This window comes from Chryseobacterium sp. CH21, assembly GCF_004119445.1.
GTDB lineage: Bacteria > Bacteroidota > Bacteroidia > Flavobacteriales > Weeksellaceae > Chryseobacterium.
Map to the genome: position 1 here is coordinate 36,104 of NZ_QICI01000018.1, position 17,753 is coordinate 53,856.

Annotated in this window: 17 protein-coding genes; 10 read left to right on the plus strand and 7 right to left on the minus strand. The window is 35.4% G+C overall.

Annotation, left to right across the window (positions count from 1 at the left end; all coding sequences use genetic code 11):
* Positions 1 to 26: 26 nt before the first annotated feature.
* Positions 27 to 2,561 (minus strand): phosphoenolpyruvate carboxylase, encoded by a 2,535-nt coding sequence (locus BOQ62_RS02310; RefSeq protein ID WP_129036795.1) that lies wholly within the window; start codon positions 2,559 to 2,561, stop codon positions 27 to 29.
* Between the two features lie 132 nt (positions 2,562 to 2,693).
* Between BOQ62_RS02310 and BOQ62_RS02315 the strand changes: the two genes are divergently transcribed.
* The 3 genes from BOQ62_RS02315 to BOQ62_RS02325 all read left to right on the plus strand — a co-directional run bounded on the left by BOQ62_RS02315 (position 2,694) and on the right by BOQ62_RS02325 (position 4,570).
* The gene (locus tag BOQ62_RS02315; protein WP_129036796.1) at positions 2,694 to 3,410 is read left to right on the plus strand and encodes a hypothetical protein; all 717 of its coding nucleotides are present in this window, start codon (positions 2,694 to 2,696) and stop codon (positions 3,408 to 3,410) included.
* Between the two features lie 115 nt (positions 3,411 to 3,525).
* Entirely contained in the window at positions 3,526 to 3,930 is a 405-nt protein-coding gene (locus BOQ62_RS02320) for a hypothetical protein (protein WP_129036797.1), read from the plus strand.
* A 34-nt stretch (positions 3,931 to 3,964) separates the two neighbouring features.
* A complete protein-coding gene (locus BOQ62_RS02325; RefSeq protein ID WP_164976661.1) occupies positions 3,965 to 4,570 on the plus strand; it encodes a hypothetical protein in 606 nt (201 codons plus the stop codon).
* 197 nt (positions 4,571 to 4,767) lie between these two features.
* On the opposite strand, the gene lpdA is transcribed toward BOQ62_RS02325, so the two are convergent.
* Positions 4,768 to 6,168 (minus strand): dihydrolipoyl dehydrogenase, encoded by a 1,401-nt coding sequence (gene lpdA / locus BOQ62_RS02330; protein ID WP_129036799.1) that lies wholly within the window; start codon positions 6,166 to 6,168, stop codon positions 4,768 to 4,770.
* A 100-nt stretch (positions 6,169 to 6,268) separates the two neighbouring features.
* On the opposite strand from lpdA, the gene BOQ62_RS02335 reads away from it, so the two are divergent.
* The 5 genes from BOQ62_RS02335 to BOQ62_RS02355 all read left to right on the plus strand — a co-directional run bounded on the left by BOQ62_RS02335 (position 6,269) and on the right by BOQ62_RS02355 (position 10,294).
* Positions 6,269 to 6,676: a winged helix-turn-helix transcriptional regulator gene (locus tag BOQ62_RS02335; RefSeq protein ID WP_129036800.1), complete on the plus strand. Its 408-nt coding sequence runs from the start codon at positions 6,269 to 6,271 to the stop codon at positions 6,674 to 6,676.
* Between the two features lie 149 nt (positions 6,677 to 6,825).
* The gene (locus tag BOQ62_RS02340) at positions 6,826 to 7,989 is read left to right on the plus strand and encodes an iron-containing alcohol dehydrogenase (RefSeq protein WP_129036801.1); all 1,164 of its coding nucleotides are present in this window, start codon (positions 6,826 to 6,828) and stop codon (positions 7,987 to 7,989) included.
* A gap of 235 nt (positions 7,990 to 8,224) precedes the next feature.
* Positions 8,225 to 8,686 (plus strand): lipocalin family protein, encoded by a 462-nt coding sequence (locus BOQ62_RS02345; protein WP_129036802.1) that lies wholly within the window; start codon positions 8,225 to 8,227, stop codon positions 8,684 to 8,686.
* 65 nt (positions 8,687 to 8,751) lie between these two features.
* Positions 8,752 to 9,408 carry a GDSL-type esterase/lipase family protein gene (locus BOQ62_RS02350; RefSeq protein WP_129036803.1) on the plus strand — a complete coding sequence of 219 codons (657 nt, stop codon included), beginning with the start codon at positions 8,752 to 8,754 and terminating at the stop codon, positions 9,406 to 9,408.
* A 10-nt stretch (positions 9,409 to 9,418) separates the two neighbouring features.
* The gene (locus tag BOQ62_RS02355) at positions 9,419 to 10,294 is read left to right on the plus strand and encodes a tetratricopeptide repeat protein (protein ID WP_129036804.1); all 876 of its coding nucleotides are present in this window, start codon (positions 9,419 to 9,421) and stop codon (positions 10,292 to 10,294) included.
* A 125-nt stretch (positions 10,295 to 10,419) separates the two neighbouring features.
* Here the strand turns inward: BOQ62_RS02355 and BOQ62_RS02360 are convergent, their stop codons facing one another.
* From BOQ62_RS02360 to BOQ62_RS02370, 3 genes are all read right to left on the minus strand, one after another.
* Positions 10,420 to 11,772, minus strand: coding sequence for a DEAD/DEAH box helicase (locus tag BOQ62_RS02360; RefSeq protein ID WP_129036805.1), 1,353 nt, complete (start codon positions 11,770 to 11,772; stop codon positions 10,420 to 10,422).
* A 171-nt stretch (positions 11,773 to 11,943) separates the two neighbouring features.
* Positions 11,944 to 12,453 carry a hypothetical protein gene (locus BOQ62_RS02365; protein WP_228413595.1) on the minus strand — a complete coding sequence of 170 codons (510 nt, stop codon included), beginning with the start codon at positions 12,451 to 12,453 and terminating at the stop codon, positions 11,944 to 11,946.
* Positions 12,454 to 12,591: 138 nt separating this feature from the next.
* Positions 12,592 to 14,238 carry an ABC1 kinase family protein gene (locus BOQ62_RS02370; RefSeq protein WP_129036806.1) on the minus strand — a complete coding sequence of 549 codons (1,647 nt, stop codon included), beginning with the start codon at positions 14,236 to 14,238 and terminating at the stop codon, positions 12,592 to 12,594.
* Between the two features lie 210 nt (positions 14,239 to 14,448).
* Between BOQ62_RS02370 and BOQ62_RS22320 the strand changes: the two genes are divergently transcribed.
* Entirely contained in the window at positions 14,449 to 14,613 is a 165-nt protein-coding gene (locus BOQ62_RS22320; protein ID WP_164976662.1) for a hypothetical protein, read from the plus strand.
* A gap of 57 nt (positions 14,614 to 14,670) precedes the next feature.
* Here the strand turns inward: BOQ62_RS22320 and BOQ62_RS02375 are convergent, their stop codons facing one another.
* Complete coding sequence (locus BOQ62_RS02375) at positions 14,671 to 16,179, minus strand: carbon-nitrogen hydrolase family protein (protein ID WP_129036807.1); 1,509 nt, start codon at positions 16,177 to 16,179, stop codon at positions 14,671 to 14,673.
* A gap of 164 nt (positions 16,180 to 16,343) precedes the next feature.
* On the opposite strand from BOQ62_RS02375, the gene BOQ62_RS02380 reads away from it, so the two are divergent.
* A complete protein-coding gene (locus BOQ62_RS02380) occupies positions 16,344 to 16,655 on the plus strand; it encodes a hypothetical protein (protein WP_129036808.1) in 312 nt (103 codons plus the stop codon).
* A 353-nt stretch (positions 16,656 to 17,008) separates the two neighbouring features.
* Here BOQ62_RS02380 and BOQ62_RS02385 read toward each other — a convergent pair.
* On the minus strand, positions 17,009 to 17,753 hold a 745-nt coding region (locus tag BOQ62_RS02385), incomplete at its 5' end, for an IS3 family transposase (protein WP_129036809.1).

Genomic DNA, 17,753 nt, shown 5'->3' on the forward strand with positions numbered 1-17,753 from the left:
ATATTGTACGAAACTTTCGTATTAACTTAAGCTGAGTTTCTGCTCGCATTGATATTCCCGAATAAAGAACGGGTCACCAGCTTTTCATACGCTTCTTTATTTCCTTCTCCTTTCTGGATTTTCATCAAAGCATACTGCTGAATACTCAATAACGGAAGGACAATTTTTTCACGGATCTTCACCGATTTTCTGGATAAAGGATCTTCTTCCTGAAGCATTTTAAATCCTGTCAGTTCCAGCATAATGTCTCTTGAAAGCTGATATTCAACGAAAAGGACATTCCAGAATGCACCGAACTTCGGATTGTTTTTAATGTAGTAAGTCAAAGGGAAATAAGATTTGTTCATACTCATCATCGAGTTCAAAACTAAGGTTTTAAAGAAATCTGAACCTTTGTACAATTCTCTTACTTCTTCAAATCTTCCCTGCTCTTTCATTTTCTCCATTGCATATCCAAAACCGAAGAAACCTGGCACGTTTTGCTTCAGCTGTGACCAAGATCCAACAAATGGTATCGCTCTCAGATCTTCAAACTTCAATTCATTCCCGTTTCCTCTTTTTGAAGGACGGCTTCCGATATTGGTTTTCCCGTAATATTCAAGGGTACTCATTTCCTGAAGATAAGGTACAAACATTGGATGTGCCTTTAAATCTGAATATTTTTGATAGCTGATATCTGCCAATTCAATAATCAAAGCTCTCTCTTTCTCTGTAAGTTCTTTTTTGGCATTTTTGAATACATCATTTTCTACACCAGCCGTCAGAAGCTGTTCAAAGTTGTATTTTGCCTGTTCTTTATTTCCAAAAATACTGGTAATAGTCTGCCCCTGAATCGTTAGTTCAATTTTATTATTGGCAATCGTTTTTCCCTGAGAAGCATAGAAATCGTGGGTTTTCCCACCTCCTCTTGCTGGTGGACCACCTCTACCGTCAAAGAATACGACTTTAATATTATTCTGTTCAGAAAGTTTAGTCAGTACTTCTTTTGCTTTATAAATTTCCCAGTTGGCTTTTAAATATCCTCCATCTTTGGTTCCATCCGAGAATCCAAGCATAATCGTCTGTTGGTTTCCTCTTTTTTCAAGGTGTTTCTTATAAACAGGATTATGGTACAGCTCATTCATCACATTCTCTGCATTGGCGAGACCTTCCATGGTTTCAAACAGCGGAACAATATCCATGTTGATATCCTCATCTTTATAACCGCAAACTTTAAAGAATGCATAGACATTCATAACGTCTTTTACAGCATCGGAATTGGAAATAATATAACGGTTCATTCCTCGCAGTCCATTCAGGTTTTGAATATCTGTAACCTGCGAAACTGTTAATAATGTATCTTTTACAATATCTTCAAAATCATCGACATATACTTTCTCTGACATATGAATCAACTTATTGAATTTCTGATTGTAATCAGCGTCTCCATTTCCGTACACTTTTGTATACACCTCATCAATAACTTGTTGGTGAATTCTGCTGTCCTGACGGACATCCAGGGTTGCAAAGTGAGTCCCGAAAATCATCACACGATCCCTGAAATTAACCAAAAGATCCAGAAATAAAGAATTATGTTCGTTGATTAATATTTTTTCTGCTTCAGCAGCCTTCTTTAAAATATCTTCTGCTTTAATGCTTTTTCCATCAAAAATTGCGTCATACAGCTCTTCACTTAATTGGGTCAATACTTCGGAAACCCCTCTGAAACTCAACCTTCTTCTGATGAATTTCAAATGGCTGTAATAGGATTTCAGAATGGCTGAGCGAAGTTCTTCTGCTACTCTTTTCGTTACCTCTGCAGTTACAAAAGGATTTCCGTCTCTGTCACCTCCCGGCCAGAAACCAAGTTGGATAATATCTTCATGGAGATGAAAATGTCCGTTTTCAAAAGTCTTTTTGATCTTAGTAAATAATTCGCCAATGGTATCATAGTATACATACCTCAAATAAGAAATAATGCTCAGTGCTTCATCTATTGGAGTGGGTTTCTCTTTGTTGACGAAAGGTGTCTTCCCCAACTGCTGCAGAAGCATATCAATCTGTGTTACAGAGTCTCCGGTAATAGCCCCTCTCAAATCCTGAATAATTCTTTGTACCGAACTTGGATAAAACTGAGTAGGGTGAGCCGTAAATACGACCTTTACACTAAAATCTTTTAGTTTTTCGCGCACTTTTTCAATCTTATGATCCTGAAAAGAACGTTCAAAGAGATTCGTCACTGTACCGTTATCACTTTCAGAATGGAGACTGGGAAATGCAGCATCTTCAATACTGTCAAATAAAACGACCTGTCTTTCTATATACTGAATGATCTTGAAAAGAAGCTCCAGCTTCTGCTCTTCGTTCTGGAGATCGGTATGGTTTTTAAAGAATTCTTCGACGATATCTTCAGGAGTTTTTCCTGCTTCATAACCGGTTCTGCTTTCTTCATAAAGAAACGGAAGCAGCATTCCGATATTCGTCATTTTATCATAAGGCAGGCTCATAAATAATGAATTGTAGATCTGGAACTTATTTTCCACAATCTGCCTGAATTTTTCTGCGCGTTGGTCATGTATCATATTAACAAATGTAAGCGATTTTGAAATTAATATAATTGACAAATGGCAAAAATTATGGTCGAAATACAAAAAAAATAATATTAATTTTTGTTTAAAATTTGATTAGTTTTGTCCTCCATGTAAACTCTCTTAATGATTAAATTCAACTTCAACGCTAATGTAAATATCAAATCAAACGGAACAAAGGTTGATAAAAAGGGAATTAAAACCATGCTTATCATATTTGGTGTGTTTATATTTATTTGCATTTCCATGTTTATAGGGTTTAGTTCTTTTGTTTTCAACAGTATTAATTCCATGCAGGATGCAGTAAAAGATCACAATGACCAACTTGACAAAATTGCTTCTTTACCAGTTCTGAAATGTAAAATATATGCCGACAAAACAGTGAGTTCACCGATGGCAGGAAAAGAATCCGCTTTATATCTTCTGCGTATCGGAACCGCTGAAAGAAAAAAACGTCCTATAAGAATTGATGAAAATTTTGATTATAGTGTCATTGCAGGATATTCAGAAGGAACTCAACTTTCTATTAATGGACAATTATATACTATTGATTTTAAATTAGCGATCCCCGATTATCTGGTCAGTATGGGACATTTCACTCAAGACACTTATGGTACCAATTACAAAACTCCTTCTTATTTAAAAGACTATAAACCCATAGAGAATCATAAGATATCAATTATAAAAGATCAGCATCCATGGGTGAATTCATTTCTTGAACCGTATGGTCTTACCAATCTTCTGGTGAAAGAATATGTATTCAATAATGGGGATTCTATTTATATCAAAGGGAAAATTGAAAATGGACGAATTGTTCCGTTTGTGGAGCATATAGTGAATTAATTCAGATTACATTATTTTGAAAATATAAAAAGCTTGTTTTAATAATTCAGTTTTACTATAATTTTGATTACAAAATATTTATGATTAATTTTACTTTCCACACCATCCATAATCCATGAAAAAAATATTAATCTTCATAATAATATCCCTTCTATTCATTTCTTGTGAAAAAGATTGTTACAATGCTCCCTTACCCATCGTTTTTAAGTTTGTGGATTCTAATGATGAAAATCTTATTGCCAATGGCACATTGACAAGCTATTCTATTCAGGACGAAAATAATGTCAGTGTACAAGTAAGCAAAACATCCGATAATATGATTATTTTGGAAAATGTAGGTGCCTATAATGGTACAAAAAAGTATCATTTTTCTTCTAATGTTAAACCTTTTGATTTTTCCATACAGTCATCAGAGTTTAAAGGTGCTTGTGACGGATATCAAATTAATAAAATAACATTTACAGGCATAGGTATTGATGTAACTGATGAAAAAGGATATTATAAAATTATATTGCAATAATTCTCTTTACATTTGCACCGGAAACACATTCCCTATGAAAATAATCATCGCATTTTCCCTGATCTTCTCCAATCTGCTTTACAGCCAGATCAAAGTTCCTGATGATTATAAGAAAATCCCTGATATCCTTGACAATGTAGAATATCTCTACCCGTTCATTGTACCTGATAAAGACTATACTTATTGGCGCGTACTCAGTAATGATACAGATTATGAAAAAGCAGTGATTTATGAAAGCCAGGCTCCTGACTTTATGACGATCAATGAACCTGTTCCTGAACGAGGTTTTTTCCAGAAATGTATTGGGAATAACTGCTTTTCTTACATTCTGGCATGCAAAGACGAAAAATCTGTTTATTTTTCCAATGAGCAGCAGTTGAGAGATTTTATAGGAACAGTAGACAATCTTCCGGAGGCTATTTTACTGGCAAAAACGTATGGGTTTTCTGTGGATACAACTAACCGTTTTACCGGAGCTTATAAAATTGAAGACCGCCATATTTCTATGTATCTAATGCGGTCTAAGGGTTGTCCGGCCGTGAAAGAATCTTTTCTCATCAAAATCAATAGAAAAACAGGAAAGCTGGAAGCGAAAAGTAATGGGATGTATGCGAAGGATGAAAACTGTTCTTCTTTGTAAATGATCCTTTAAAAAGTACTACAATTTAAAATCTTATATTTTAAACCATTAAGATTTTTTAAGATGATAAGATTAGTTAAGGGAATAGCTAAAGCTATTTTGTTTAGCACTTCGCTTAATTTTTCCATCAAAGATGGAGCTTAATTTTTCTTAAATTCTTCAAAAATCTTAATGGTTTAATTTTGAATATTACTTCTTTATATATTAATAGCTCCTTGTCCAGATGCTATCAGGTAAGTTTCTTTCAGAGTTTCTGAATAGGTTGGATGAGCATAAGAAATACGGAACATATCTTCTGCGGTCACTTCATATTCCTGAGCAATAACTCCTTGAGCAATCAAATCTGCTGCTCTGGCACCAATGATGTGAACACCCAGAATTTCTCCATATTTCGGATCTACTAATACTTTCGCAAAACCTTCCATATCCATTGAAGCTCTGGCTCTCGCACTAGCAGAAAACGGGAATTTTCCTACATTATATGCCATATTATTTTGTTTCAGATATTCTTCTGTATACCCTACTGAAGCTACTTCCGGCCATGTATAGACTACTGACGGAATACGGTTGTAATGAATATGACGTTTTTGTCCATTAATGGTTTCTACAACAAACACACCTTCTTCCTCTGCCTTATGAGCAAGCATTGCTCCACCAATAACATCTCCAATTGCATAAATATTGGATACTGAAGTTTGATTATTTTCATTCACTTTAATGAAACCTCTCTCATCCAGCTGTACATCTGTATTTTCAAGACCAAGACCTTTTACATAAGGACTTCTTCCTACGGCTACTAAAATATAATCTGCTTCCAGTTCAACTTCTGCTCCGTTTTTATCCTTAAAAAATACTTTAGCTGCAGAACCTGTATTTTCGGTTTTATAAACAGCATGATTAAGACGAATATCAATTCCTTCTTTTTTCAGGATTTTCTGAAGGTTTTTTCCCAATTCATGATCCATATTCGCAATAAGATGATCGGCATATTCCAGAATAGTTACTTTGGTTCCGAGACGATTAAAGATTGAGGCCATTTCTACCCCTATTACTCCACCGCCGATGATTACCATAGATTCCGGTTTTTCCTGCAAAGACAATGCTTCTGTGGAAGTAATTATTCTTTTCTTATCAATCTCTACTCCCGGAATAGTCGAAGGCTTTGAACCTGTAGCAATGATATAATGTTGAGCAGTGATCTCTGTAACCTCAGATTCGTTGACAATTTTTATGGTAGAATTATTAACAAAGGTTGCTGTCCCTTTTAACCTTGTAATGTTGTTCTTATTCATTAAAAAGTCTAGTCCTCCGGTATTTTTTGAAACTACCTCTGCTTTTCTTCTGTACATTTGGGGAAAATCAAGTTCTATATTCTCCAGCTTAATCCCATGTTCATTGAATTTATGTTGTGCTTCTGCATAATGATGGGTACTGTCCAATAAAGCTTTGGTAGGAATACAGCCCACATTAGTGCATGTTCCTCCTAAAGTATCGTACTTTTCTATAATCACTGTTTTATAACCCAGCTGAGCGCTTCTAATAGCCGCTACATATCCTCCGGGTCCTGAGCCAATTACGGCAATGTCATAATGATCCATTTGATTTATTAATTTTTTATGATTAAATTTACTTGCAAAATAAAAGCAAAATTAAAACAATAACTTTCAATTTGCAAGTGTTATTTTTAAATTAAAAAAAATGAATAAAAAAAGATCAGACTGCCCCATCAGTTGTTCACTGGAAATGTGGGGCGACAAATGGTCGCTGCTCATTATAAGAGATCTTATGCTGAAAAAAGAATGTACATATGGGGACTTCCTGAAAGCAGATGAAAAAATAGCCACCAATATTCTGGCTGCAAGGCTTCAGAACCTTTTAGACAACGGAATAATTAATAAAAAAGACCATCCGGACAGCAAGTTGAAAATTCTTTATTTTCTGACTCAAAAAGGGATTGATCTTATTCCCGTAATTGTAGAAATCAACCTTTGGGGAGATCAATATCTTACTATTCCTGATGACAGGAAAAAACTATTGGAAGAGATCAACAAAGATAAAGAAGCTTTTATAAAAAGAGCAAAAGCCTATCTTTCATCTGAAGAATAGTATTTAAATTAGATCGGAATAAAAAAAGAGGAATAGAAGCAGCTCAAAGCAATAGCTTTCATAAAAATGAATTATAGCAATTTTAAAATTTCATTAACTCAATTTTCCTTTTCCATTCCGTAAATTTGACCTAAAATAAATATAGAACAATGCTTAATTTCGAGTTTAAAAACCCAACAAAAATACTTTTCGGGAAAGGTGAAATCGCTAAAATTTCTAACGAGGTTCCCAAAGACGCAAAAATATTAATGATCTATGGTGGCGGAAGCATCAAAAATAACGGTGTTTACGATCAGGTAAAAGAGGCTTTGAAAGATCATGAAGTGTATGAATTTGGTGGAGTTCCTGCAAATCCGGAATATGAGGTCTTGATCAATGCACTAAACTTTATTAAAGAAAAAAACATCACTTACCTTCTTGCTGTTGGCGGAGGATCTGTGATAGACGGAACAAAATTCCTTTCTGCAGCAGCCCATTATGATGGTGAACCATGGGATATCCTGAGAAAATCGGTAAGAACATTTGAAGGGCAGGGAATGCCTTTCGGAAGTATTTTAACACTACCTGCAACGGGTTCGGAAATGAATTCTGGATATGTAATCTCAAGAAGAGAAACCAATGAGAAATTGTCTTCAGGAGGACCTGGGCTTTTCCCTCAGTTTTCTGTACTGGATCCGGAAGTGATCAGATCTATTCCCAAAAATCAAATCGTGAATGGAATCACTGATGCCTATACTCACGTTTTGGAACAATATATGACAGCCCCTTCTTCTGCTGATCTTCAGGAAAGAATTGCAGAAAGTATTCTGATCAGTCTGCAGGAAACAGCTCCAAAGGTATTGGCTGATGACTTCAACTATGATGCTGCCGGAAACTTTATGTGGTGCTGTACTATGGCTCTGAACGGATTAATCCAGAAAGGAGTGATTACAGACTGGGCCGTACACGCTATGGGTCATGAGTTGACAGCTTATTTTGGAATTGATCATGCAAGAACGCTGGCTATTATCGCTCCATCTCATTACCGCTACAATTTTGAAGATAAAAAAGGAAAATTGGCTCAATATGCTGAGAGAGTTTGGGGAATTAAAGATGGAACTTTAGAAGAAAAAGCAGAGCTGGGAATCAAAAAAATGGAGGAATTCTTCCACAGTCTTCACATCAAAACCAGATTATCCGAGTATACAGAAGATTTTAACGGAACTGCTGAAAAGGTTGAAAAAGCCTTTACAGAAAGAAACTGGCTAGGTCTTGGAGAATATAAAAAACTGACTCCGCAGGATGCTTATAAGATTGTAGAGATGAGTTATTAGTGGATCGGGTTGCGAGTTTCGGAGTACAGGCAAAAGATTTGAGCTACGCTATTTCGAGATTCGGATGAAAGTGTTTATTAATTTTCATGTTGAAAATATATAACCCAAAACTCGCATCTCGTATCGCAGTATTCATAAAATTATTTAATTTACAAACATTCGTTTAAAAAATCGTTATTTCATTATAGATATTTCAAATTTATTTATATTTTAGCATATTCTTAAATTTGTGAAAATGAAAAAACAGCTACTTTTATTTGCCTTTTCTGCCCTGGCGCTTACTTCTTGTAAAGATGATAATCTCGAAGCTTATGATATGGATATCATGAAGGGAGACTGGAAGGAAGTTAAAAGAGAAATTATTTCCGGAAAAGATAATAAAACAGTGCTTCAATCGTATCCAAACACCGGATGTGCAGCTAAAAATACTCTTTTCTTCAGAACAGATTATTATGTAAGCTATACAGCATATACAGGAACAGGTGCAGACTGTCAAATGGATCAAAAAACTGAAGGAAGATACACCTATGATGCTGACTCTAAAGTCTTGGGAATTAAACTTGACAATGAAGAAACATCAAATTACAGAGTGGATATGCTTACTAGCAAAGATTTGAGACTTGCCCAGCAGTTTGGAAACTTTGATTTGGATGGAGATAAAATTCCTGAAGTCACTTACGTTACCTACAAAAGATAAATCATAAAACTCCCGATAATCGGGAGTTTTTTATTATTTTTATATCTAATTTAAAACTGAATATAATGAAGAAGATTTTAACAGCATTCTTACTGCTGTGTTTTACTATTGCCTTTTCTCAGGAAAATAAACCCATGTTCTGGCAGGACATTCAGGAGTTCAAAAAACAGGATCAGCAAAACCCGCCACAAAAGGATGCTATCCTATTTCTGGGAAGCTCATCATTCACCAAATGGACTGATATAGCAGATTATTTTCCGGGTAAAACAATTATCAACAGAGGATTCGGGGGGTCAAGGCTTACAGATCTTAATGATTTTTCGAATGATCTTTTAGCACCTTATCAGCCGAAACAGATTATTATTTACTGTGGTGAAAATGACTTTGCAGACAATCATCAGCTAAAAGCAAAAGTAGTCGTAGACCGATATAAAGCTTTCTACAAAAAAATACGTGAGCGATTTCCTAATATTGAAATAGACTATATCTCAATTAAATATTCGCCAAGCAGAGAAGTGATCTGGCCGCAAATGAAAATTGCCAATAAAAAGATCGCTGCTTTTATGAAAAAAGAACCGAACGCTGAATTCATTGATGTTACAAAAGCAATGGAAGACCCTAGCGGAAATGTAAGAAAAGATATTTTTGTGGAAGACATGCTTCACTTTAAGCCGGAGGGATATAAAATCTGGGCGAAAGTGATTACGCCTTACCTGAAATAAACTACAACCCATGATACAAAAAACAATAACCATTTTATGCTCTGTTTTACTGTATTCTCTTTCATTTTCTCAGGAAAAACCGAATGAAAAAACAGTTCTTCAGGAACTTTCGGAAAACGCCTGCAAATGTGCTGATTCTATTTCTCTGTCTAACAGAAAGAAAGAAGATATCATTAAAGATGTTCACGGATGTATAGACAAGTACACGGGAGCACTTCAGATCTCAACCCTTTTGAAAGGAGCAGAAAAACAGTCTGAAAACGTAAAAGAAGTAAACGGGAAAAAGCAGGTTAACCTGACTTTTAATACCAATAAGGATTCAAAGCAGTATAAGGACAGCTATAATGAAATTGAGCGTTATCTGATGCAACACTGTGAGAGCGTAAAAAGAGCTACCACCACATCAGAAACCAGCTATGATAAGTTCTCAAAAAATCAAACAGCTCTTGATTTCTACCAGAAAGCGGTAGATGCCTCCAAACAGGAAAACTGGAAGGACGCCATTCAGAATTATGAGCAGGCTGTAAAGGCTGATCCGAAATTTATTTATGCATGGGATAATCTGGGAATCTGCTACAGAAGAGTTGGAGAATATGATAAGGCTTTGAATGCTTATAAACAATCATTAAATGTAGATCCTAAAGGTAAAATGCCTTTACAGAATATTGCAATAGCCTATATTTACAAAAAAGAATATCAGAAAGCTATTGATGCCTATCATGATTTTGATAAAGTATATCCCAATGATCCGGAAGTTTATTATGGAATAGGACAAATCTACTTCACTCATTTGAAAGATAATGAAAAAGACTTGACTATATCTGCAAAGCATACAGAATCTACAATGAACAGAAATCTCCTTACCGATCTGACGCAGAAGCTGTAATAAGCCGTATCTACAAGGGCATGAAAGAGGAGGGCAAAACAGATAAGTTTAAAGAAATTTTAAAGAGCAATAACATTCAATCTGATTAAAAATAAAAACTCCCGGACAATCCGGGAGTTTTCGTTTTATTTCTTTCTTTTCGATTTCGAAATGGCTTTCTGCTGAGCTCTGTTGGCTCCAAACTTCTTAGGTGCCTTTCTTTTCGAAGGTCCACCCCAGTTTTCTTTTGTATTTTTAGCTTTCTTCTCGTGGAATGCGCCTCCTCCCTCATTCAGTTTTACCTGTGCAGGATTTTTCATGACCACCTGATCTTCTTCAGCGGCGATCTTTTTAGGATTAATCTTAACTTCCTCCGGGAATTCATTAAACTTCAAATCTTTATCCATCAACAGCTCAATATCGAGGATCAAAGGTTCTTCTTTTTTAGTAACAAAAGTAACTGCCTTTCCTTCTTTATCTGCTCTACCTGTTCTACCAATTCTGTGAATATACTGCTCCGGGATATCAGGTGTTTCAAAATTGATTACATGGGTAATGTTTGAAATATCAAGACCTCTTGCCATTACATCCGTTGTAATCAAACCTCTGATCTCTTCATTTTCAAAGCTTTTCATAGCTTTCAATCTGTAATTCTGAGATTTGTTCGAGTGAATCACATCAAATTGTTCAGGGAAAAGCTCATCAATTTTAGTAAAAAGCAGATCTGCGTGTTTTTTATTATTGTTAAAAATCAACACTTTAGACATATCTGCATTATTTTTCAGCAAATGCTCCAATAAGTTGATCTTAGTATTGAAGTTTTCAACTTTATAACCCGTCTGCTCAATTTTTTCAAGCGGTGTTCCGGATTTTGCCAATGAAATTTCAATTGGATTGGCGAAATAGACATCCAGCATTTCATCCACGGCTTCTGTCATGGTGGCTGAGAAAAGAATATTCTGTCTCTTCTCTTTCATCATTTCAAAAATATGGGTAAGCTGTGGTCTGAAACCTAAGTTAAGCATCTCATCAAATTCATCAATAATCAGCTTCTGAACTTCTTTCAGGGAAATCGCATTGTCTATGGCAAGATCCATCACTCTTCCCGGTGTTCCTACCAAAATATCGCAACCATCATTAAATAATAGCTTTTGCGTATTGATATTTTTCCCACCATATATTCCAATTACTCTTGCAGTAATATTTTCTGTCAGTTTCTCAAGGATTTCAGTTACCTGCACCACCAATTCTCTTGTAGGAACAAGTACCAAAACAGTTGGATTTCCTGTTTTGCTGTATTTCCATGTTTTTAGAACGGGTAAAAGATAAGCTAATGTTTTCCCAGTTCCGGTTTGTGCAATTCCCATTACATCTCTTCCCGAAAGAATAGGTTTTAAGCTCTTCTCCTGAATCGGTGTAGGTTCAAATAATTCCAAATCCGCTAAAACATCAAGAATTTTAACCGGAAGGTCAAAATCTGCAAAAGTGAGTTTTTCCATTTTGCAAAGATAGGTATTTAATTAGAAGTTGAAAATTAGAGGTAAGGAATTGATCAATAGTGAATGTTGCTTCGCAAGTGAATTGTCAATTTTTCTGAAGATAAAAAAACAAAAAACTCTAGTTATCCGGAAAATAAATGATTAACCAGCAACCAGCAACAAATTAACTCTTTAATTTACTTTTACGCTATTGACTTTGATTTTAATATCATCATCTTCCCATTTGCTGGAAGTAACAATAACATATCCTTTCTTTTTCGGATCTTTTTTGATAGGGAATTTATCCTCTTCCCATTGATTACAATGAGTTGAAATAGACGGCAATAAGGGTTTCCAGCCTGTTTTACTCAAAGTATACACGTAAAATGGATGCCAGCAGCTGGTGCACCAATTGGGATAAAAGCCGACCTCCTCCTTTCCATCACCATTAAGATCTCCCAAATTATACAAACTTCCCTGATTTGCAGGTGTAATCGTTATAGGCTTTATATTTTTATCGCTAAAATAAATGGTTGTTTCACACTTTCCTTCACACTCATCATCACAGTCAGTGACTTTTGTGTAAGCGTATTCTTTTGTTCCGTTTCCGTCAAAATCTCCCTGGAGCTTCTCTCCATTTCCCTGTTGAGCCATACAATATGAGCTGAACAAGGTGATTGTCGTTATAATAAGTGTTTTCATTGGGTTCGGGTTATGGGTTATGGGGTTCGGGTACGAGTTATAAGTTAAAAATTAAATGAAAGTTTTACAATTTTACATACTGCATTATAACCTAAAATATGAATATGAACTTGAATCACGAATCACGTAACCCGTGTATCATTTTCTGGTTACTCTCAATAGAAGGATTATGACTAAAAGGATTGAAAAGATAAAACCTAAGACCGCTACTAAAGATAATTCTCCTATTCTGGGACCGGATTCTGAAGTGAAAACAATAGAAGTGGCAATGATATTAGCTCCTAAAATCATGGCCAGAATGAGATTAACCACGCTGGATTTGATCAGCTGGTTCGTTTTTTCTATATTTTTGATCTCACTGGAAACGGTGAACTTGTTTTCATCCAGTTTTTGAAGAACAGAACGAAGCTCTTTCGGGATTTCATCCACGTTATCTGTGAAATTCATCATTCGATCCATTCCTGTTTTTAAAAGATTTTTAGGGCTGATCTTTCTGGTGAAAATTTTCTTTGTGTAGGGATGAAGACTTTTTACAATATCCAGATCCGGATTGATATTTCTCCCAACGCCTTCTATCAGGCTGATTCCTTTAAATAAAAGATAAAAATAATCCGGCATATAAAGCCTGTTGTCTTTTAAAATGTCCTTCATCTTATTGATGATCACCTGTACATTAATATCCTGTAATGATGAGCTGTGAACGAAATTCAGAATATCATCCACATCATTTTCAAATCTTCTTTCATCAGGGATTTCATAGCTTACCGCCATTTTCTTGAGATAGCGAACAATTTTATGGGAGTTTTTAGCGACAAAACTTACGATAAGATTTTCAAGAATTTCTTTATCATTAGGTTGAATTTTTCCTACCGCACCAAAATCAATGAAAACAATTTTACCATCTTTTTTCACTAAGATATTTCCGGCATGAGGATCGGCATGAAAAAATCCATAGTCTAAAATCTGCGATACAAAAAGCCTTAATCCTGTTTCAGAAACTTTTACCGGATCAATACCATTAGCCAGGAGAACAGATTTGTCCGTTACTTTTATCCCGTCAATAAACTCCATACAAAGAATATTATTATTGGAAAACTCCTCATAAACATTTGGAACGTAGGTTTCTTTATTATTTTTAAAATTAAGACGGAACTGCAGAATATTATTTCTTTCATTCGTTAAGGAAACTTCCTCCAGCAATGATTTTTCAAAGGTAGAGATGGCCTGTTTCATATTAAGCTTCTCTCCTATCTCCGAATAGGCAGATATCAGCTTTTCAATATCTTTGATTAAAAGCAAATCATCTTCAATGACTGACTGTACATCTGGTTTTCTGAGCTTTAAAATAACCGGGCTGCCATCTTTTAAAACCGCTTTATACACCTGAGCAATGGAAGCCGTAGCTAAAGGCTCTTTCTGAATTTCAAGAAAATAATCTTTAACGGAAATATTAAATTCACTTTCCAATGCTTCTTCTACATCCATATCTACTGTTTCCACTTTGTCCTGAAGTTTCTGCAGCTCCTGAATGAGTTCCGGTGGCAAAAGGTCTTCCCTATTGCTGAATGACTGTCCAAGCTTCACAAAAGTAGGTCCCAGCTCTTCAAGAGCCAGTCTTATTCTTTCGTAAACCGTTCCTTTTGAAATAATTTCATCAGAATTGGATGTATCTTCCTGCTTATTTCCTCCGTTCATTCTTGCCAGCATATCTTTAAATCCATATTTACTCAATACGGAAATCAATCTGGCGGATCTTTTCAGTTTTCTTTGCTGCTTGTCAAACATAGTGTATCAATAGTAGGTGCAATTTACTCCAAAAATTGTTCCTTTATGAAAAGAATAATTATAACAACATCAACACATGAAATTAAAAACAACAACACATAATTAGCTTTTTAAAGCATTAAATTCATCATAAAAACAAAAAACCATCATATGTTGTAAAAATTAATATATTTACAGCGTACAAATAAAACCAACCAAAAGTATTAGAACATGAAAAATTTACGTAACAACAAACTTTCAAGAGCGCAATTAAAAGGGATTGCAGGAAGCGGAATCATTATCGGAAACTGCTCCAACCAATGCTGCCCAACAGACGGAAGACCAAGATGTCCAAGACTGATCTGCCCTGCTGTAGTATGTCCTGAGTACATGTAATCCACTCAAAGAAATTTTAGGTAAAATAAAAACAGAATGCTTTCGCATTCTGTTTTGTTATTTAAGATAGGTTTCATACAGATCTTTTCTGCGGTCTTTCATGACTTGAACAGAGCCGTTGTGGTGAAGATCTTTTAACAGATTAAGGTCTACATCCACAATCAGTGTCATTTCTGTATTGGGAGTAGCTTCACCTTTCACAGCATTGGACGGGAAAGCAAAATCTGAAGGGGTAAATACTGCGGCTTGTCCAAACTGGATATCCATATTATTGACCTTCGGAAGGTTTCCTACGCAACCAGCGATCGCTACATAACATTCATTTTCTATGGCTCTTGCAGCGGCACAGTGGCGAACTCTCATGTAGGCGTTTTGAGTGTCTGTCAGATACGGTACAAACAGGATTTTCATCCCCTGATCGGCCAGAATTCTTGGTAATTCCGGGAATTCTACGTCATAGCAGATAACAAGTCCTATTTTCCCGCAGTCGGTATCAAAAACTTTGATTTCATTTCCGCCTTTCATTCCATAATATCTCTTTTCGTTTGGCGTAATGTGAATTTTCCTGTATTCATCCATACGGCCGTCACGGTGAAGAAGATAGCTTACGTTGTACAAATCATTATTTTCGTTATCAAAAACAGGCATACTTCCGGAAATAATATTCACGTTGTAGCTGATCGCCAGCTCAGAAATCTTTAGTTTGATCTGCTCTGTAAGCTTGGCCAGTTCTATCATACTGTCTCTTTCGGAAAGATTGTTGAAAGGAGCCAACAGCGGCGTGTTGAAGAGCTCAGGGAAAAGGACAAAATCAGATTTGTAATCTCCCATCACATTCACGAAGAATTCTACCTGCTCATAAAAGGCTTCTATGTCTTTAAAAGTTCTCATCTGCCATTGTACCAATCCAAGGCGGATAATGCTGTCTTGCATGGTATTGGGCTTTCTGCTGTAATAGATGTTGTTCCATTGCAAAAGAACTGCATTTTCCCTTGAAGCTTCATCTTCCGGAAGGTATTTTTTCAGGATTCTTATCGGAAGAAAGTTATTGGAAAGCTGGAAAGACAATACCGGATCATAAATCTCTTTATCTCTTACTTTTCGGATATATTCTCTTGGAGAAAACTCATGGCTGTATTTATGGTAATTCGGTATTCTTCCGCCTAGGACAATAGATTTTAGATTTAATAATTCACAAAGTTCTTTCCTTGCATCATACAGCCTTCTTCCCAAACGCAGTTCACGAAACTCCGGATCTACAAAGACTTCTATTCCATAAAGGACGTTTCCTGTGGAAGTATGGGTATTGAATGTATAATTTCCCGTAATATCACTATAGGTATGATCATCCCCGAATTCATCGTAATTCACAATGATAGAAAGCGCTACAGCAGCCAGCTTTCCATCTACGGTAATACAGATCTGTCCGTTCGGGAACATTTTTGTAAGCTTATCTATACTTTTTTTGGACCAAATGGACTCCGACATTTGCGGGTAGGCCCTTTTCATCGTTTCCGCCAGCTCATTATAATCCTGAAGGGTCAGGTTTCTTGTTTCTATTTGCATTTGATGTAATTTTACTTAAATTTAGTGAAAATATTTTACTTCAATCCTTATAGAAAAGTACTTCCCAATCATTTATACAAAATTTAACAGTGGATATCTCTAAAATTTTACAAACAGCTGTTCATTCAGATAATTACTGGAAACATTCTAATTTTAGCTTTATAATGGAAACACTTAAACCCCATTATAATATTAATATAGAAATGGATACAGAAAAAGTTGTTGTTCTGCTCTTAGGAGATAAAACCATCGGATACATCTGTTTGAATTATCCTCTGATTTTTATAGAAAGTCAATATGCTTTAGAAGTAAAAAATATTCGGCATACATTTCATGATATAGAATACATTATGGTCGATATGCTATCTAATCCCTATCTGTCTGTAGATCCTGATTTTTATAATGCTTATTTTGATTTTATGGAAAACCTGAATGCTTTTTCTGCTGAAGATTTTTACTTTTACAATGTAAATTAAAAATCATTCTTGTCCGATTAAATTAAAGCGTAATTAACAGGTCGCTCCTCTAGAGCTTTGTTTTGTATGGGAACATCTTTTTTTCTACTAACAGCAGATCCCGACGGGATCAAATCCAGCTCCACTGGGAGCTAACTGTTAATAGGACATATTTGTTTTAAAATTATAGCTCCGGAGGAGCGGCCTGTTAATTCATGATGTACCATTATTTTTATTTTAAGAATCTTTTATGCTATACATCAGCCAATGTTTCGCATAATTTAAACTTGTTTTCAGCATCTGAAATTTAAGACAGGATTGGTAACAAAAAAATCCCACCCAAAAATAGACTGCACCCAAAAGTTTAGACAAAATTAAACAATATTATTATATGAAAGAGTTCTGTACTGTACCGGACTCTTTCCTTTTAGATTAAGTCTTATCCTGTCGTTATTATAGTAATTGATATACTTCTTTATTTCTTTTTTGAGCTCATCAATGGTTTTAAATTTCTTAGTATAGAACATTTCAGATTTTAAAGTTCCAAAGAAGTTTTCTATTACCGCATTATCCAGGCAGTTTCCTTTGCGGGACATACTTTGTATAATGCCTTTTTCTTTTAACAGATGCTGATAGGCTTTCATCTGATATTGCCAGCCTTGATCAGAGTGTATAATGAGGTTTTCAGTATCCTTGATTTTTCTGAACCCTTTTTTGAGCATGTTCATAACCTGCGAAAAGACAGGTCTTTCCGAGAGATCGTAACTGATAATCTCGCCATTGTAAAGGTCAATTATCGGCGAAAGATACAATTTACTGCCCGAGACGTTAAATTCTGTCACATCAGTGGCCCACTTCCTGTTGGGCTGATCTGCCTTAAAGTTCCTCTCCAGAATATTTGGTGCTATTCTGCCTTGCTCTCCCTGGTAAGATCTGTATTTTTGAACCCTAATGATACTTTTCAATCCCAGGATATTCATCAATCTTAAGACCGTTTTATGATTAATTACAATTCCTTGCTGTTTCATAATCAAAGTAATACGACGGTATCCAAACCGACCTTTATGCCTATGATAAATCTGTTTTATCAAAGTTTTTACTTCTCCATATTTATCTGTT

Bases quoted from the DNA above. Each gene is read 5' to 3' on its own strand.
- BOQ62_RS02310 (WP_129036795.1), bottom strand. From the start codon at position 2,561: ATGATACATGACCAACGCGCAGAAAAATTCAGGCAGATTGTGGAAAAT.
- BOQ62_RS02315 (WP_129036796.1), top strand. From the start codon at position 2,694: ATGATTAAATTCAACTTCAACGCTAATGTAAATATCAAATCAAACGGA.
- BOQ62_RS02320 (WP_129036797.1), top strand. From the start codon at position 3,526: ATGAAAAAAATATTAATCTTCATAATAATATCCCTTCTATTCATTTCT.
- BOQ62_RS02325 (WP_164976661.1), top strand. From the start codon at position 3,965: ATGAAAATAATCATCGCATTTTCCCTGATCTTCTCCAATCTGCTTTAC.
- lpdA (WP_129036799.1), bottom strand. From the start codon at position 6,168: ATGGATCATTATGACATTGCCGTAATTGGCTCAGGACCCGGAGGATAT.
- BOQ62_RS02335 (WP_129036800.1), top strand. From the start codon at position 6,269: ATGAATAAAAAAAGATCAGACTGCCCCATCAGTTGTTCACTGGAAATG.
- BOQ62_RS02340 (WP_129036801.1), top strand. From the start codon at position 6,826: ATGCTTAATTTCGAGTTTAAAAACCCAACAAAAATACTTTTCGGGAAA.
- BOQ62_RS02345 (WP_129036802.1), top strand. From the start codon at position 8,225: ATGAAAAAACAGCTACTTTTATTTGCCTTTTCTGCCCTGGCGCTTACT.
- BOQ62_RS02350 (WP_129036803.1), top strand. From the start codon at position 8,752: ATGAAGAAGATTTTAACAGCATTCTTACTGCTGTGTTTTACTATTGCC.
- BOQ62_RS02355 (WP_129036804.1), top strand. From the start codon at position 9,419: ATGATACAAAAAACAATAACCATTTTATGCTCTGTTTTACTGTATTCT.
- BOQ62_RS02360 (WP_129036805.1), bottom strand. From the start codon at position 11,772: ATGGAAAAACTCACTTTTGCAGATTTTGACCTTCCGGTTAAAATTCTT.
- BOQ62_RS02365 (WP_228413595.1), bottom strand. From the start codon at position 12,453: ATGAAAACACTTATTATAACGACAATCACCTTGTTCAGCTCATATTGT.
- BOQ62_RS02370 (WP_129036806.1), bottom strand. From the start codon at position 14,238: ATGTTTGACAAGCAGCAAAGAAAACTGAAAAGATCCGCCAGATTGATT.
- BOQ62_RS22320 (WP_164976662.1), top strand. From the start codon at position 14,449: ATGAAAAATTTACGTAACAACAAACTTTCAAGAGCGCAATTAAAAGGG.
- BOQ62_RS02375 (WP_129036807.1), bottom strand. From the start codon at position 16,179: ATGCAAATAGAAACAAGAAACCTGACCCTTCAGGATTATAATGAGCTG.
- BOQ62_RS02380 (WP_129036808.1), top strand. From the start codon at position 16,344: ATGGAAACACTTAAACCCCATTATAATATTAATATAGAAATGGATACA.